The following is a 14456-nucleotide window of genomic DNA, read 5'->3' on the forward strand; positions in this document are numbered from 1 at the left end:
AATATGAAACTTACAATTAATACGTCATTCCCAGAGAATGGATCAAGTCAATCTTTGTTGATTTTAGTTGACTCAGAACAACTTCAAAATACCACCTCAACCTATCAAATCAACAATTTAGACAAATTAATTGAAGCATCTCAGTTCAAAGCAGCTTTGGCTGAAAGTCTGAGCCTGATTGGCCAAGTCAGCCAGTCCAGCCATGCAGCACTGATCGGTTTAGGCAAAGTCGCTGAATTGCAACCAGCAAAACTCGCAAAAATTGCCCAGACTATTATTCAGGCCACTCAAAAAAAATTCAAACAGATTTCTGTAGACCTGACACAACTTCCACAAGAATTGCATTATCTGTTTGCTCTGGCTTTGACCCAAGCCAGCTATGGTTATGATGAATATAAGTCGAAAAAGAATGAATTTGTACTTGAACAGATCGACCTGATTGCCACGCATAGCGTTTTAACGACAGAACAGCTGCAACTGGTTCAAGCAGTACAGAGCGGGCAAAACCTGGCACGTGATCTGGGCAACCGTCCGGGCAATATCTGTTTCCCGGAATATCTGGCAGATCAGGCCATCGCCTTGGCTGCTGAATATCCGGATTTACTGAAAGTCACGGTACTGGATGAACAACAGATGGCAGATTTAGGCATGGGTGCCTTCCTTGCAGTCAGCCAGGGTTCAGAGCGTCCGGGTCGTATTATCAGCATTGAATATCAATCAGAGCGTAGTGAAGCGCCAGTGGTACTGGTCGGTAAAGGCATTACCTTTGATACCGGTGGTATTTCACTCAAACCTGGCGCAGGTATGGATGAAATGAAATACGACATGTGCGGTGCAGCCTCTGTACTGGGTACCATGCGTGCATTGTGTGAGTCCCGCTTAGCTCTGCATGTGGTAGGAACCATTGCCGCAGCAGAAAATATGCCTTCAGGTAAAGCCACTCGTCCGGGTGACATCGTCACGACGATGAGCGGTCAAACGGTTGAAATCCTGAATACCGATGCCGAAGGTCGTCTGGTGTTATGTGACACCCTGACCTATGTGAAACGTTTCAACCCTGCTCTGGTGATTGATATTGCGACCTTGACCGGTGCATGTGTGGTGGCTTTGGGTTCCGTGCTGACAGGTCTGTTCACACCAGATGATAAATTGGCAGCAGAACTGGAAACTGCCGGCCAGCATTCATTTGACCGGGTATGGCGTATGCCGGTCATAGATGACTATCAGGAACAACTCGATTCACCATTTGCCGATATTGGCAATATCGGTGGCCCAAAAGCCGGTTCTGTCACTGCAGCCTGCTTCTTGCAGCGTTTTACCCGTGAATATCGCTGGGCACATCTGGATGTTGCAGGTACAGCATGGAACTCAGGTGCCAATAAAGGTGCAACCGGGCGTCCAGTGCCATTATTGATGCAGTTCCTGGCCAACCGCGTTCAAACGAATGGCTAAGGTCAGCTTTTATTTATTTGAAAAAAGTCCTGAACGACAAGTCGAAAGTGCTTGTCGTTTATGCCGCAAGATTCTGCGCCAGCCGGCGCGGATCTGGTTACTATGTGCCGATGCAGCCTTGCAGCAGCAGCTGGATGAACGCCTGTGGAGCTTTGATCCCGCGAGTTTCATTCCGCATGGCATTGATCAGCCTGAGGCGAGCGTGTGTATTTCGGCAACATTGCCTGAACAGTCCGACTGGATTATTTTCAATTTTAATCCGGAAGCACTTGAACCTTACGCAAAATTTAGTCACATTATTGAGATCATTGAAAACCATGAAACGGCTAAACAGCTGGGTCGTGAAAAATTCAAACAATATCGTCGTTTAGGTATTGAGCCCAACACCCATAAGCTTTAACCGATATCACCCACAAGGAGAGGCATGTGGCATTAAATGTAGGTCCAGATTTTAAACAGCGCTGGTTAAATGTGCCAGAAGCTGTACGTCAGACCTTTATCGATGACCTCTCTCGGATCTGTGACATTTTAAAGCCTGAAACCTCTTTAGAAGAATGGCAGATTCGTGATCAGCGCTTACAGCAGGAATCTGAACGCAAGATTGAAGAAGCCTATGCGCAGCGCAAGGCTGAATTGATTGAGGCTGCACTTATTCGCAGACAGCTGGCACTCGAACAGGCCCTGGCCGATAAACGTGCTGCAGAGCAGGCTGCGATTGCACAGTTATATCAGGATGAACAGCGTAAATTTACTGAGCAGACCCAAGCCCTCGCTGACATAAACCTCAGTCTAGAGACAGAAATGCAGCACTATGTTGCCCGTTATCAGAAAAATCCTGAGCATAGTTTTGACTTTGCCCAAGGTCGTATCCAGATTCAAGACCACACCATTTTATCTGAATTAGAGAGTGTGCGTTTGCGTCTGGAACTGGAGGCAGAAACGGTGATTGAACAGACCATCAATGCACTAAGAGAACAAATGCGTGTGGCGGCCCAAGAAGAAATCGACTACATACTGAAAAATTCAGAATTTTCCGAGCAAGTGAGACCTGATTAAAAATCCCAACTCATATAAAAAGCCCGCTCATTCGGTAATGCTGATCAGTTAAAGAGTTTAGAAATAGATGCTTTAACTGTTTAGTCGTTCACGACGAAACCTTAAGGTTTTACATCAAATATTTGTAAAGCATTGGTTACTTTGGTTTTGCCCAAATGAGAAGCAGAGCTTCGCAAGGAGGACATTCTCGCGGTGCAATACACCGCATGCCTCAAAAAGATGCGGATGACTTTCCCACCCATCAAATATAATCATGAATTTAAAAAAGAAAATGCCAGTCAATTGCTTAACTGACTGGCATTCGGCTGATTCGGGCTTTTTAGTTTGATCTTTTAGAGCACATCGGCCAGCATAAAGGCAGCATTTCCAAGCAAATAGCCAATACTTAATAAAGTACCAATCCAGAGAATACCACCCGTAATATTATAAAAGCTGAATGTGGCAAAACTCATATGGGCTGAACCGGCGGCAAAAGGACCAAATGAACGAACAAAGGGAATAAAACGGGCAATCAGAATGGTTTTACCGCCATGTTTCATAAAATAGTGATTGGTTTTCACCATATATTCTGGCTTGAAATAGCGTGAATGCCGATTAAAATATTTTAGGCCCAGCACTTTTCCAGTGTAATAATTCACGGTGTAGCCGAGTACCGATGCAGTAAAGAGCAGTAATCCCATCGAATGCAGGGTCAATATATCGCTGCTGGCACATAAAGCTCCTACAGCCAGCAATAAACTGTCACCGGGCAGAAAAAAGAAAAATACTGAGCCGGTTTCCGCAAAAATCACCAGAAACAGGATCGCGTAGATCCATACCCCATATTGATCAAGCAATAGCGGTAATGACTGTTCCAAGTTGAGTAAAAAATCGAGCATTCGACCCGTCCACCAAGGCAATATTTGCAAATTGAATTGCTGATTATCCCGAAAAATAAAAAAACAGTCTAATTTTTCAATCAGACTGTTCAGTATTTAAGCATTCCGCTTATTTTAAAAAGCCATTTTCAGCCAGAAAATCCATGCTGATCTTAGACTGTTCAGTGGTATCTGCGGCTTTATCACCGAGCAATAAACGCTCGATATAACGTGCCAACACATCCACTTCCAGATTGACCTTGCTACCCACTTTCCAGGTACCGATATTGGTACGTTCAGCCGTATGCGGAATCAAGTTCAGACTAATCACACAGCCACGCAAGTGATTAATGGTCAGGCTAATACCATCGACTGTGACCGAACCTTTTTCTGCCAGATATCTGGCAATTTCAGCCGGTGCAGTGACTTCATAATAAATCGAGCGTGCATCTGCACGCACCAAAGTGATCTCGCCGACTGCATCGACATGACCTGAAACAATATGGCCGCCAAAACGCGTGGTCGGCAACATGGCTTTTTCGACGTTAACAGGTTGACCGGCTTTCCAGTTGCCCAGTGTCGTCCGGTTCAGACTTTCACGGGACACATCAGCTGCATACCAGTTTTCGCCCCAGTCGATGACTGTCAGGCAGATGCCATTTGTAGCAATAGAATCACCCAGATGTACATCCGACATGTCCAGGTCAGTCTGGATACGTAAACGTACATCACCACCCACAATTCGCAGACTGTCTACTTTGCCGAGGCTTTCGATAATACCTGTAAACATTTTTATTTCCTTTTCTATTCTTTTACCAGAGTGCCAACTGGGTACTGACACCAGTGGTATCCACACCGCCCAATTCTGCATAATGATGCAACTGGCTGAGGAGTTGACGGATCGGTGGACCTGACCTGGCATGGGTATCGGTAATCACAATAAATTCCAGTACGCGTGCACGTTCAGATTGGCGCTGTTTGCTGACCCGATAACGTGGTACATCCTGAGTCAGCAAGGTCACCCGGCCACGTTTCAGGTTGGCCTGCAATAAATCAGTGGCGCTGATATTACCATCCGTTGAATAACTGGTCAGAATGAAACGCGCATTGATGGTCGCCAACAAGTTTTCATAGGCTTCTTTGGCATATTTGGAAGAGTTGTACTGGCTCGGACGCTCTTTGCGCCATGCCCGGTCAATCCCGCTCTTGAAACCCTTGGTATCTGGCGTCGGTAAATCGGCCTGATCCCATAAGGTCAAAGCATTCAGGACATGGTAATTACTGCTATAGGCATGCTGATTATACGGTGGATCCAGATAAGCCACATCTACTTCAAAACCGCTCATCTGATTGGCCAGATGCTGGGCATCGACACACCACATTTCGGCAGCCATACCTTTCTTCTGATCCGACTCGCAAAAGCGGCTTGGGGTCAGCCACAGTAAAGATTCAATCCGTTCCAGCGCCGTTTGGGTTTTTCCGCCCCAGCCGTGGTGGAAACTCTTGAAAACGCCCGAGGTATTGCTGACAAAACTGGCTGAATACAGTAATGGTGCCAGCAAGGCAGACATCTCTACATCGTCAATGGCACCTTGGGCCTGCCAAGCTGCAATCTGCTGACGAATCGCATCAATACGCATGCCGTTACGACGTTTAAAGAACAAACGGTCACGGGCGGGATCATAAATTTCATCATTGCGCGGACACAGGTTATGCGTGACCCAGCCTTTCACTTCCGGCAGACGGTTCAGATAATCAATGGCTTTCTGATAGCCACCCAATTCTTTAAACGCCGGTGCTTCAGTACAGGCCAGCACCGCATGATTCAATGCATGGCTATAGGGTTCCCAGTCATTGGCAATCACGCGATAACCATTTTGACGGGCTAAGCGTGATACCACACCAGAACCAGCAAAAAAATCAGCAAAAATCGGCGCACGGCCATCTTCACGCTTCAGAGTTCCTGTAATTTCAAGTGCTTCCAGAATCAAATGTAATAAACGGCGTTTGTTGCCCAGATAAGGAACCAGCTGATGGAAAAGATATTCATCGGTGGTACGTGCCGCATGGCGACGTTTATGATAAACCGTAGACTCTGAACTCATAGTGTCTCTTGAAAAGGAATTAACCTGAAGCGCACGTCATCACCCAAGCGGGTCACATCGCGCAGCTTAAATCGGAGTTGTTCTGCCATAAGGCTGAATTCTGCATTAAACATAGTACGTGCAGACTGACCCAATAAGGTCGGTGCAACGTAACTGATCAGTTCATCAACCAATTGTTCTTGTAAAAATGCCGTAGATAAGGTCGCCCCTGCTTCCACCAAGACATCATAAATCTGATGCTGCTCAGCCAGCTGGGACAATAATTGTTTTAAAGGCTGTACCGGCAATTGTAACACACCCAGATCGGCCAGCTCTTGCCGAAAAGGTCCCATCACCAACACGGTGTCGGCTTGCGCTAGAATTTTCGCCGTTAATGGCAAACGCCCCTGACGATCCAAAATGATACGCTTGGGCTGTACTACTGTTTCAATATCTTCAATGCCATCGAGTTGCCGCACATTCAGCTGACAGTCATCGGCCAGAACTGTTTCAATCCCAGTGATGACTGCACCGGAAATGGCCCGCCAATACTGCACGTCCTGACGCGCCTCGGCTCCGGTAATCCATTTCGATTCACCGGATGCCATAGCGGTACGGCCATCTAAACTCGAGGCAATTTTAAGACGCACATACGGCATGCCGGTCGCCATGGCTTTCAGGAAACCTTGATTCAGCTGATGCGCTTGTTCCTGACCAATCCCGACTTCAACATCGATACCGGCATCCTTTAAAATCTGTACACCCTTACCCGCCACCAGCGGATTTGGATCAGGACAGGCCACAACCACTTTAGCCACACCAGCTTCAACCAGACCCTTGGCACATGGCGGCGTTCGCCCATAATGCGCACACGGCTCCAAAGTGACATACGCGGTTGCACCACGTGCCTGCTCACTAGCCTGACGCAGCGCGAATACTTCAGCATGCGGCTGCCCTGCTTGAGGATGAAAACCCTCACCGATAATGACGCCATCTTTGACAATGACACAGCCGACATTCGGATTGGGCTTGGTCGAGTATTGACCTTGCTGGGCAAGCTGAATTGCGCGGCGCATCCAGACTTGATCTTGATTCAGTTCAGACATGCTTATTCTTGTGATTCTCGCTGTTGCATCTGTTCAATTTGATGACGAAAAGCTTCAACATCCTGGAAATCCTGATAAACCGAAGCGAAACGCACATAGGCCACATGATCGAGTGCGAATAAAGACTGCATGACAATTTCACCGATGGTACGCGATTTCACATCACGCTCACCCAAACGGCGAATCTGTAACTGGATATCGCTCAAAACTGTTTCAATCTGCTCTTGGGTTACCGGACGTTTCTGCAAGGCATGCATCAGGGAACGACGTAATTTGGCTTCATCAAAGGGTTCATTCTTGCCATCCGATTTAATCACGCGCGGCATCACCACTTCATAACTTTCAAAAGTCGTAAAACGTTCATTACAACTGACACATTCACGGCGACGACGAATCTGACAGCCTTCAGCTGCCAGGCGTGAATCAATCACTTTACTGTCGGCAGTATTGCAAAATGGGCAATGCATAGCGGTTTAATTGAACAAATCCAGATGGATTCCGAGTGTAGCAAAAATTGCAAACTTTGTAGAGTCTTACGCAACATATAGAAAAAAAACAGCCCATTTGGGCTGTTTTGCACTATATATTGATTATTGTGTGTTTATTATTATTCGACACGTTCACCATGCTGGCTCAAATCCAGACCCATGCGCTCATCATCAGATGCGACACGGATACCAATGATCAAGTCAATCACTTTCAGGATGATGAAGGTCATGATGGCAGAGTAAGCGATGGTCGCAAGTACACCTTCAACTTGAACCCAAAGCTGGCTCATCATGTTGGCTGGCGCAGCATCCCCCATAATGAATTCGCTGGCAAAAAAAGCGGTCAAAATTGCACCGACCACACCACCTACACCATGCAGGCCAAACGCATCTAAAGAATCATCGGCTTTCAAGGCACGTTTCAGCGCAGTAATCCCCCAGAAACACACCACACCACCGATCAGACCCATCGCCAATGCACCACCGACAGTCACAAAACCTGCGGCTGGCGTAATCACCACCAGACCAGCAACTGCACCCGATACGCCGCCTAATACAGATGCTTTGCCACGTGCCAGTTTTTCAGTAATCAGCCAAGAGAGCGCTGCCGCTGCCGCTGCCACCTGAGTCACCACCAGCGCATAACCTGCAGAGCCGTTCGCACCCAAGGCAGAACCACCGTTGAAACCGAACCAGCCCACCCAAAGTAAAGATGCACCCACCACAGTAAGGGTCAAGTTGTGTGGCGCCATCGATTCACGGCCCAGGCCCATACGTTTGCCCAGCATATACGCTGCTACCAGACCGGCAACACCCGAGTTGATGTGAACCACTGTACCACCAGCAAAATCGAGCGCACCGTCATTACCCAACCAGCCGCCGCCCCAGACCCAGTGAGTAATCGGCGCATAGACAATCACCACCCAAAGTGCAATGAAAGCAACGAAAGCACCAAATTTCATCCGTTCTGCGATCGAACCACTAATAATTGCAACGGTAATGATGGCAAAAGTCATTTGGAAAATGACAAACAGAATTTCAGGAATGGTGCCTGAAAGCGCCTCTGTGGTAATACCGGCCAACATAAATTTGTCCAAGCTACCAATGAAGGCATTCCCTTCCCCGAAGGCCAGGGTATAACCGATAATCACCCAGACAATGCTGACGACTGCAGCAGCAATAAAGCTATGCGCCATGGTCGCCAGGACGTTTTTCTTACGGACCATACCGCCATAAAAGAGTGCTAGACCCGGAATGGTCATGAGTAAAACTAATGCGGTGGATGTTAAAACCCAAGCAGTATCACCTGTATCTAATGTTGCTTCTTCTTCTGCAGGTACTGCTGTTTCAACTGGCGCTGCTTCAGCAATTGCTGCTGGAGTATCTGCCGTATTATTCAGTGTGGTTTCGCCTGTTTCTTCAACAAGCACAATGTCTTCTGCGGGTGGTGTTGCTGTTGCAGCATTTTCAGCCCATGCAACAGAACCACCAAAAAGTGCGCCGGCCATGCCGAACGCAAGTAGCATTTTTTTCATTCGTATCCCCCAACCAAGTTTTTGTGAGTTCTTAGGTACTCAGCAAACTTCGTGCCAAGTTAAACAGCGTCTGCACCTGTTTCACCTGTACGAATACGGATGACTTGTTCTAAGTTCGTCACGAAAATTTTTCCGTCACCAATTTTTCCAGTGCTAGCAACACGCGTAATAGATTCAATGACGGAGTCAACCATGTCATCGCTAATCGCGATTTCAATTTTGACTTTCGGCAGGAAATCTACAACGTATTCAGCACCACGATAGAGTTCAGTATGGCCTTTTTGACGACCAAAGCCTTTCACTTCAGTTACAGTGATGCCTTGAACACCAATTTCAGACAATGCTTCACGAACATCATCCAATTTAAAAGGTTTTACGATTGCAGTTACGAGCTTCATGTTTGTTTTCCTTCGGCTTATTTCACCAGTAAGGTTTTACGTTCAAATTTCATGCCAAGATTCCTAAGGTCGGGGGAAATTAGAAAGCCCGGCATGCGGTTTATTTATACCTTATTTTATACTTATAAAGGTTTTGAATCTTTAAAAAACCGACATTTTTTATGTGGATTTTTACAATATCTCTTATCGATTAAGCCTATATTTTGTCTGAAATACTAGGGTCTGTATTCGAGCAATGCTAAACTGTCGCTTCCTTTCGATGGCGATGGATCAGACAATGATTGAAACCCTATTACAAGCAATTTTGCAGCAAGTTGAACAACCTAAGAAAGATCTGGAACAGAATATTCGTGCTCTATTAAATGAAGCTGTGACAAAAATGGATCTGGTGTCCAAAGAAGAAATTGAACGTCAACGTACTGCCCTCGATAATGCCAATCATCGCCTCAATGATTTGCTGAAACAGGTTGAAGCCTTAGAAGATAAAATTTCGAATAAAAAATAAGCACAAGTACAGTGCACAAAAGACCTAAGACCGATAAAAATAATGCACTAAATTGGAACAATAATAATGTCTTTTGCCAAAATTTATACGCGAGGCTTGCTTGGCCTGCACGCGCCTTTAATTGAAGTCGAGGTTCATGTCAGTTCCGGCATGCCTTCACTCACGATTGTGGGGCTTCCTGAAGCCGCAGTCCGGGAAAGTAAAGACCGGGTGCGTTCTGCCATTTTAAATAGTGGCTTTCAGTTTCCGACCAAACGCCTGACCATTAATCTGGCTCCAGCAGATCTACCGAAAGATGGTTCGCGTCTGGATTTACCGATTGCTTTAGGTATTTTGGTCGCCTCCGGACAGCTTCCGGAAAACTGCACCGATGATCTTGAGTTTATTGGAGAATTGGCTCTCGATGGTCAACTTCGCCCAGTCGCAGGGATCCTGAGCATTGCGATTGCCTGTCAACATGATCAGCATCAACTGATGCTGCCGGGTCCGAATGCACAAGAAGCCTGCCAACTCCCGGACTTTAAGGTCTTTGCTGCCAATCATCTAAAAGAGGTCTGTGAGCATCTTGCTCAGACGCAGTGCTTAGCAGAAATACAAACCATTCCAGTCGATACCAACCATTTTTATAAATGTGATCTTGCCGATGTCAAAGGCCAATTGCGGCCACGGCGTGCACTGGAAATTGCAGCAGCGGGTGGCCATTCCCTGCTGTTTCGAGGACCACCGGGGACAGGAAAAACCTTACTCGCATCTCGATTAGCCAGTATTTTACCGCCTTTAAAAACTCAGGAAAATCTGGAAGTTGCCAGTATTTATTCAGTCGCCAATGCCAATCATCCTTTTGGCCAGCGGCCGTTTCGAGCACCGCATCATACCGCTTCTGCGGTTGCATTGGTCGGTGGCGGCTCACACCCCAAACCGGGTGAAATTACGCTGGCGCATTTGGGCGTGTTATTTCTGGATGAATTGCCTGAATTTGATCGAAAGGTACTGGAAGTTTTGCGCCAGCCTCTTGAAGCCAAAGAAATTGTGATTTCACGTGCATCACGTCAGATCACTTTTCCAGCCAATTTTCAGCTGGTGGCTGCCATGAATCCTTGCCCATGCGGTTATGCTTTTAATCAGGATATTCGCTGCCAGTGTTCGCCTGACAGTATCAAGCGCTATCAGAACCGGATTTCAGGGCCGCTGCTGGATCGGATTGATTTACATATTGATGTACCGCCCTTACAGGCGCATGAGTTACAGGATAACCAGCCGACAGAGGACTCTGAAACGGTCAGACAACGCGTGATAGCAGCTTATGAGATTCAGATGCAACGGCAAAATAGCTTGAATATGAGTTTGAGTCCAAAGCAGCTAGAACATTATGCTGGCTTGGATCAGACTGCCCAGAATATGCTTGAACTGGCTCAACAAAAACTGAATTTATCCGCACGTGGCTATCATCGGGTATTACGGGTGGCACGTACTATTGCTGATTTAAATCAAAGCACAGAAATCCAGAGTCAGCATCTGTCTGAAGCTTTGTCTTATCGGGGACAGCAACAGATCTAAATCAACAGATAAAAAGCGACCTGAGGTCGCTTTTTATCTGGAGGAAATTAGAAGCTGTAAGCCAACCCGAAGACCACTTTATTATTTTGTTTTACATCATTACGATCATAACCACCCAGAATATAATTCATGCTTGCCGTTACGCCTGTATCGGCAAGCGGCTTGCTTAAACCGATATCAAAATGACGGAAGCCAAAGCTTTCAGTTGAGTCAGGAATATAATCACCACTTTCTTTATAAATATACAAACCCAGTGCGGTATCCAGGCTAAAATCATGAGGTAAGGCATAGCTATAGCTGCCTTTGAGGTAGGTATCGCCAGTATTGCCCCAAGCGGTATCTTCCAAAAGTGTTTGAGCGCTTATACCGAAATCTTTGTAGCTCAGACCTAACATGGTTTCAAAGCCATTCGAGTCTGTATTTCCGACATCATAGTAATAATAGTAAGTTAGACCGATGGTATAAGCCAAATCTTCATTGATTGAACCGTTATAACCTGCATAAAAGTTATTTTCGAATTCGCTACCATTATCGCTGCCATAATCTAGGGTTGAACCCCACCATCCTGCATAAAAACCAGAGGCATGGTTATAATCGAGCCCACCTTGTAATGTCGCGCCTTTATTTTCAGGTACATTGGTGATACCACGCAAGTTATAGCTCGAAAGTACGCCAATATTTCCAGAGAATGTATGTTCCGATGCAGGTTCATCTGCAAAAGTAAAAGTAGATGCAGCACCCAACACAGCAACGGATAAGGCTTTTAAAATTAGTTTCATTATATGGCTCCCCAAGACCGTCCTCAGACGTTTTTATGATCATTTATTGCACTCGGGATAAACTTTGCAAAAGCTATGCCAATCGAGAAAGAAATACAAATGAGCTAAAAATAGAAAAATACTTTCTACTTTAATTATTTGATTTAAAACTAAAAAATAGAATATTTAAAATACCTTTACGCTGGATAATTCATTCTCAAAATGTTTTTCAATACTCTCTTATTGTTTTTTTAAACAATATATATTTATTTACATATTGCCTCTTTTTAACCCCATTTCCATATTGATTAAAATTTATGCTAAAAAACAGTGCATCATCACCACTCTTGATCTTGTTGTAGAATTTTAACTTTAAAAAAGTAAATAGACTGAACAGTTCTAGGATGAAGATGCTTAAGCTCATTATTTTGATATTTAAATATAATATTGTTTTTAATAAATTTTATATGATAGATAAAAAAATACACCACTTAATATTCAATCAGATTCTTATGTAATCTGTAAAAAATCTTAACTTTAGTGGAATATGCTCAATAAAAAATGACATTTTTTCAGCAATTCTTATACAATTCCTAAAAATTCCGATCAATTTGTATAAGGCTCTCTCCCCAATGCAAAATTCAAAAAAATTAATGTTGGCAGTTTTGATTCAGGCTGCTTTGGTTTCATCTGTATATGCAAATGAACAAAGTGAAGCAAAAGGCTTTGTTGAAGGCGCTGAAGGAACAGTTTTATTCCGTACTGGTTATTTGCACCGTGATAAGAAAAATGGTGTAGCAGATACTAGCTCATTCGCTCAAACTGCGATTGTTAAGCTGGATTCCGGTTTTACTCAAGGTACAGTAGGCTTTGGTGCCGGTATTATTGGTGATGCTTCATTCAAGTTAGGTGAAAATGCACATGCGGGGAATAATATGATTCCTCGCGAAACATTAAACGGTGAAAAAAATACTGGCGATACCTATGACCATTGGGCTCGTGGTGGTGCATATGTCAAAGCACGCGTATCGAATACGACAGCTCTCTATGGTACTCAAGTTTTAGACCTACCTGTGCTTGCAAGTAATACTGCACGTTTAGTTCCTGAATATTTTGAAGGCTTATTAGTTACAAGTAATGAAATTGATAATCTGAGTTTAACGGCGGGTAAATTCACCAAGAACCAATATTCTGATCAAATTAATTCAGATGGTCGTGAATTGGATCGTGCTGTAGTTTGGGGTGCAAAATACACCTTTAATGATGACTTAAATGCATCTTATTATGGTGTTGACGTTAAAGATAAATTAGATCGTCATTATGCCAATGTAAACTATACCCATGGCTTAAAAGATGATGCATCTTTAAAACTTGATGTAAGTGGCTACCATACGAAATTTGATAAAAATGCATCTACATATTCAGCGACAGGCAATGTTGCCGAAAATTACGCTAGTACCGGTGTTGCTGGTGTAGAAAAAACCAATGATATTTGGGCAGTATCTGGAACATACAATAAAGATGTTCATAATGTAATGCTTGCATATCAACAAAACTTTGGCGATGTCGGTTATGACTATGGTAGCAATGCTGACGGTGGTCAAAGTATCTATCTTCCTAACTCATATCTTTCTGACTTCATTGGTAACGATGAAAAATCAGTTCAGCTTCAATACAGTTACAACTTTAAAAATCACGGTTTAGCAGGTTTGAACTGGACGACTGCATATGTGTATGGCTGGGATATCAATGTAAATAACTCAGACAAAGATGGCCAAGAACGTGAGTTCTTTAACCAGGTGAAATACACTGTTCAATCTGGTTTTGCGAAAGATGCAAGCTTGCGTTTACGTCATTCTTATTACCGTGCAAGTGATAACTACCAAGCTGGTAACTACATCGGTGACACGAATGAATGGCGTATCTGGTTAGACATTCCTGTGAAATTATTCTAATTCACTCGAAGTTTAAGCCATAAAAAACCTGCACAATGTGCAGGTTTTTTTTTAATTTAAGCTCTAAACGTTTAAAGACTTAAACCGACAGGCAAAGCAGTTATTTGTTTGCTTCTGCATATGCAGCAATTGAGTCCAGTACTTCTTGTTTCGCAACATCCGCACCTTCCCAACCGCTTAATTTAACCCATTTTCCAGGCTCTAAGTCTTTGTAGTGCTGGAAGAAATGTTCAATCTGGCTAATCAACAATGGCGGAAGATCAGTATATTCCTGAATATCTTTGTAGATTGGAGTCAATTTGTCGTGTGGAACTGCAACCAGTTTCGCATCAACACCACCATCATCTTCCATGTTCAGTTTACCAACAGGACGGCAACGGATCACAGAACCTGGCTCTACTGGGTGTGGCGTTACAACCAATACGTCAAGTGGATCACCATCAAGAGAAAGTGTATTAGGTACATAACCGTAGTTTGCTGGGTAGAACATTGCTGTACCCATGAAACGGTCTACGAATAATGCATCAGAATCTTTATCAATTTCGTATTTGATCGGTGCTGCATTGGCAGGAATTTCGATAATGACATAGATGTCGTTTGGCGCATCTTTACCCGCTGGGATATTGCTGTAGCTCATAGCATCACTCTTTAACAAGTTATATCTTTTAAAAAACCGCGACAATTATAACGGTTTTTAAAGAAATT

General features: G+C 44.4%; 15 protein-coding genes. 6 read left to right on the plus strand and 9 right to left on the minus strand.

Annotated features, from left to right (window positions below):
* The first annotated feature begins 3 nt into the window (after window positions 1-3).
* The 3 genes from CWI32_RS10225 to blhA are packed head-to-tail and all read left to right on the plus strand — an operon-like array spanning window position 4 to window position 2508.
* Window positions 4-1452: a leucyl aminopeptidase gene (locus CWI32_RS10225; RefSeq protein WP_100535239.1), complete on the plus strand. Its 1449-nt coding sequence runs from the start codon at window positions 4-6 to the stop codon at window positions 1450-1452.
* Window positions 1445-1852, plus strand: coding sequence for a DNA polymerase III subunit chi (locus CWI32_RS10230; protein ID WP_005169032.1), 408 nt, complete (start codon window positions 1445-1447; stop codon window positions 1850-1852). The genes CWI32_RS10225 and CWI32_RS10230 overlap by 8 nt, the downstream gene beginning before the upstream one ends.
* 26 nt (window positions 1853-1878) lie before the next feature.
* Window positions 1879-2508: a cell division protein BlhA gene (gene blhA, locus CWI32_RS10235; protein WP_100535240.1), complete on the plus strand. Its 630-nt coding sequence runs from the start codon at window positions 1879-1881 to the stop codon at window positions 2506-2508.
* A gap of 332 nt (window positions 2509-2840) precedes the next feature.
* On the opposite strand, the gene CWI32_RS10240 is transcribed toward blhA, so the two are convergent.
* The 7 genes from CWI32_RS10240 to glnK form a co-directional block, all read right to left on the minus strand.
* Complete coding sequence (locus CWI32_RS10240; RefSeq protein ID WP_005094471.1) at window positions 2841-3386, minus strand: VTT domain-containing protein; 546 nt, start codon at window positions 3384-3386, stop codon at window positions 2841-2843.
* 109 nt (window positions 3387-3495) lie between these two features.
* On the minus strand, window positions 3496-4155 hold the full coding sequence (locus tag CWI32_RS10245) for a riboflavin synthase (RefSeq protein WP_100329432.1): 660 nt from the start codon (window positions 4153-4155) through the stop codon (window positions 3496-3498).
* Window positions 4156-4177: 22 nt separating this feature from the next.
* The gene (locus CWI32_RS10250) at window positions 4178-5470 is read right to left on the minus strand and encodes a DNA adenine methylase (protein ID WP_005094477.1); all 1293 of its coding nucleotides are present in this window, start codon (window positions 5468-5470) and stop codon (window positions 4178-4180) included.
* Window positions 5467-6555 (minus strand): bifunctional diaminohydroxyphosphoribosylaminopyrimidine deaminase/5-amino-6-(5-phosphoribosylamino)uracil reductase RibD, encoded by a 1089-nt coding sequence (gene ribD / locus CWI32_RS10255; RefSeq protein ID WP_005169044.1) that lies wholly within the window; start codon window positions 6553-6555, stop codon window positions 5467-5469. The genes CWI32_RS10250 and ribD overlap by 4 nt, the downstream gene beginning before the upstream one ends.
* A gap of 2 nt (window positions 6556-6557) precedes the next feature.
* The gene (gene nrdR / locus CWI32_RS10260) at window positions 6558-7022 is read right to left on the minus strand and encodes a transcriptional regulator NrdR (protein WP_005094481.1); all 465 of its coding nucleotides are present in this window, start codon (window positions 7020-7022) and stop codon (window positions 6558-6560) included.
* Between the two features lie 140 nt (window positions 7023-7162).
* Window positions 7163-8578 carry an ammonium transporter gene (locus CWI32_RS10265; RefSeq protein ID WP_005169048.1) on the minus strand — a complete coding sequence of 472 codons (1416 nt, stop codon included), beginning with the start codon at window positions 8576-8578 and terminating at the stop codon, window positions 7163-7165.
* A gap of 59 nt (window positions 8579-8637) precedes the next feature.
* Window positions 8638-8976, minus strand: a complete 339-nt coding sequence (gene glnK / locus CWI32_RS10270; protein WP_005094485.1) for a P-II family nitrogen regulator — start codon at window positions 8974-8976, stop codon at window positions 8638-8640.
* A 277-nt stretch (window positions 8977-9253) separates the two neighbouring features.
* Between glnK and CWI32_RS10275 the strand changes: the two genes are divergently transcribed.
* Both CWI32_RS10275 and CWI32_RS10280 read left to right on the plus strand, forming a co-directional pair.
* Window positions 9254-9481 carry an accessory factor UbiK family protein gene (locus CWI32_RS10275; RefSeq protein ID WP_005094487.1) on the plus strand — a complete coding sequence of 76 codons (228 nt, stop codon included), beginning with the start codon at window positions 9254-9256 and terminating at the stop codon, window positions 9479-9481.
* A 66-nt stretch (window positions 9482-9547) separates the two neighbouring features.
* The gene (locus CWI32_RS10280; RefSeq protein ID WP_100535241.1) at window positions 9548-11038 is read left to right on the plus strand and encodes a YifB family Mg chelatase-like AAA ATPase; all 1491 of its coding nucleotides are present in this window, start codon (window positions 9548-9550) and stop codon (window positions 11036-11038) included.
* Between the two features lie 47 nt (window positions 11039-11085).
* On the opposite strand, the gene CWI32_RS10285 is transcribed toward CWI32_RS10280, so the two are convergent.
* Window positions 11086-11817 (minus strand): TorF family putative porin, encoded by a 732-nt coding sequence (locus CWI32_RS10285; RefSeq protein WP_100535242.1) that lies wholly within the window; start codon window positions 11815-11817, stop codon window positions 11086-11088.
* A gap of 611 nt (window positions 11818-12428) precedes the next feature.
* Here CWI32_RS10285 and CWI32_RS10290 point away from each other — a divergent pair.
* Window positions 12429-13751 carry an OprD family outer membrane porin gene (locus CWI32_RS10290; protein ID WP_100535243.1) on the plus strand — a complete coding sequence of 441 codons (1323 nt, stop codon included), beginning with the start codon at window positions 12429-12431 and terminating at the stop codon, window positions 13749-13751.
* 100 nt (window positions 13752-13851) lie between these two features.
* Here the strand turns inward: CWI32_RS10290 and ppa are convergent, their stop codons facing one another.
* Window positions 13852-14388, minus strand: a complete 537-nt coding sequence (gene ppa, locus CWI32_RS10295; RefSeq protein WP_074383675.1) for an inorganic diphosphatase — start codon at window positions 14386-14388, stop codon at window positions 13852-13854.
* Window positions 14389-14456: the final 68 nt, after the last annotated feature.

Source organism: Acinetobacter pseudolwoffii (assembly GCF_002803605.1).
GTDB classification, from domain to species: domain Bacteria; phylum Pseudomonadota; class Gammaproteobacteria; order Pseudomonadales; family Moraxellaceae; genus Acinetobacter; species Acinetobacter pseudolwoffii.

What these genes read in the sequence shown, in the direction of transcription:
- ribD (WP_005169044.1), bottom strand. Translation starts at nt 6,555, where the DNA reads ATGTCTGAACTGAATCAAGATCAAGTCTGGATGCGCCGCGCAATTCAG.
- CWI32_RS10285 (WP_100535242.1), bottom strand. Translation starts at nt 11,817, where the DNA reads ATGAAACTAATTTTAAAAGCCTTATCCGTTGCTGTGTTGGGTGCTGCA.
- CWI32_RS10245 (WP_100329432.1), bottom strand. Translation starts at nt 4,155, where the DNA reads ATGTTTACAGGTATTATCGAAAGCCTCGGCAAAGTAGACAGTCTGCGA.
- nrdR (WP_005094481.1), bottom strand. Translation starts at nt 7,022, where the DNA reads ATGCATTGCCCATTTTGCAATACTGCCGACAGTAAAGTGATTGATTCA.
- CWI32_RS10250 (WP_005094477.1), bottom strand. Translation starts at nt 5,470, where the DNA reads ATGAGTTCAGAGTCTACGGTTTATCATAAACGTCGCCATGCGGCACGT.
- CWI32_RS10265 (WP_005169048.1), bottom strand. Translation starts at nt 8,578, where the DNA reads ATGAAAAAAATGCTACTTGCGTTCGGCATGGCCGGCGCACTTTTTGGT.
- CWI32_RS10290 (WP_100535243.1), top strand. Translation starts at nt 12,429, where the DNA reads ATGCAAAATTCAAAAAAATTAATGTTGGCAGTTTTGATTCAGGCTGCT.
- CWI32_RS10240 (WP_005094471.1), bottom strand. Translation starts at nt 3,386, where the DNA reads ATGCTCGATTTTTTACTCAACTTGGAACAGTCATTACCGCTATTGCTT.
- CWI32_RS10225 (WP_100535239.1), top strand. Translation starts at nt 4, where the DNA reads ATGAAACTTACAATTAATACGTCATTCCCAGAGAATGGATCAAGTCAA.
- CWI32_RS10280 (WP_100535241.1), top strand. Translation starts at nt 9,548, where the DNA reads ATGTCTTTTGCCAAAATTTATACGCGAGGCTTGCTTGGCCTGCACGCG.
- CWI32_RS10275 (WP_005094487.1), top strand. Translation starts at nt 9,254, where the DNA reads ATGATTGAAACCCTATTACAAGCAATTTTGCAGCAAGTTGAACAACCT.
- glnK (WP_005094485.1), bottom strand. Translation starts at nt 8,976, where the DNA reads ATGAAGCTCGTAACTGCAATCGTAAAACCTTTTAAATTGGATGATGTT.
- ppa (WP_074383675.1), bottom strand. Translation starts at nt 14,388, where the DNA reads ATGAGCTACAGCAATATCCCAGCGGGTAAAGATGCGCCAAACGACATC.
- CWI32_RS10230 (WP_005169032.1), top strand. Translation starts at nt 1,445, where the DNA reads ATGGCTAAGGTCAGCTTTTATTTATTTGAAAAAAGTCCTGAACGACAA.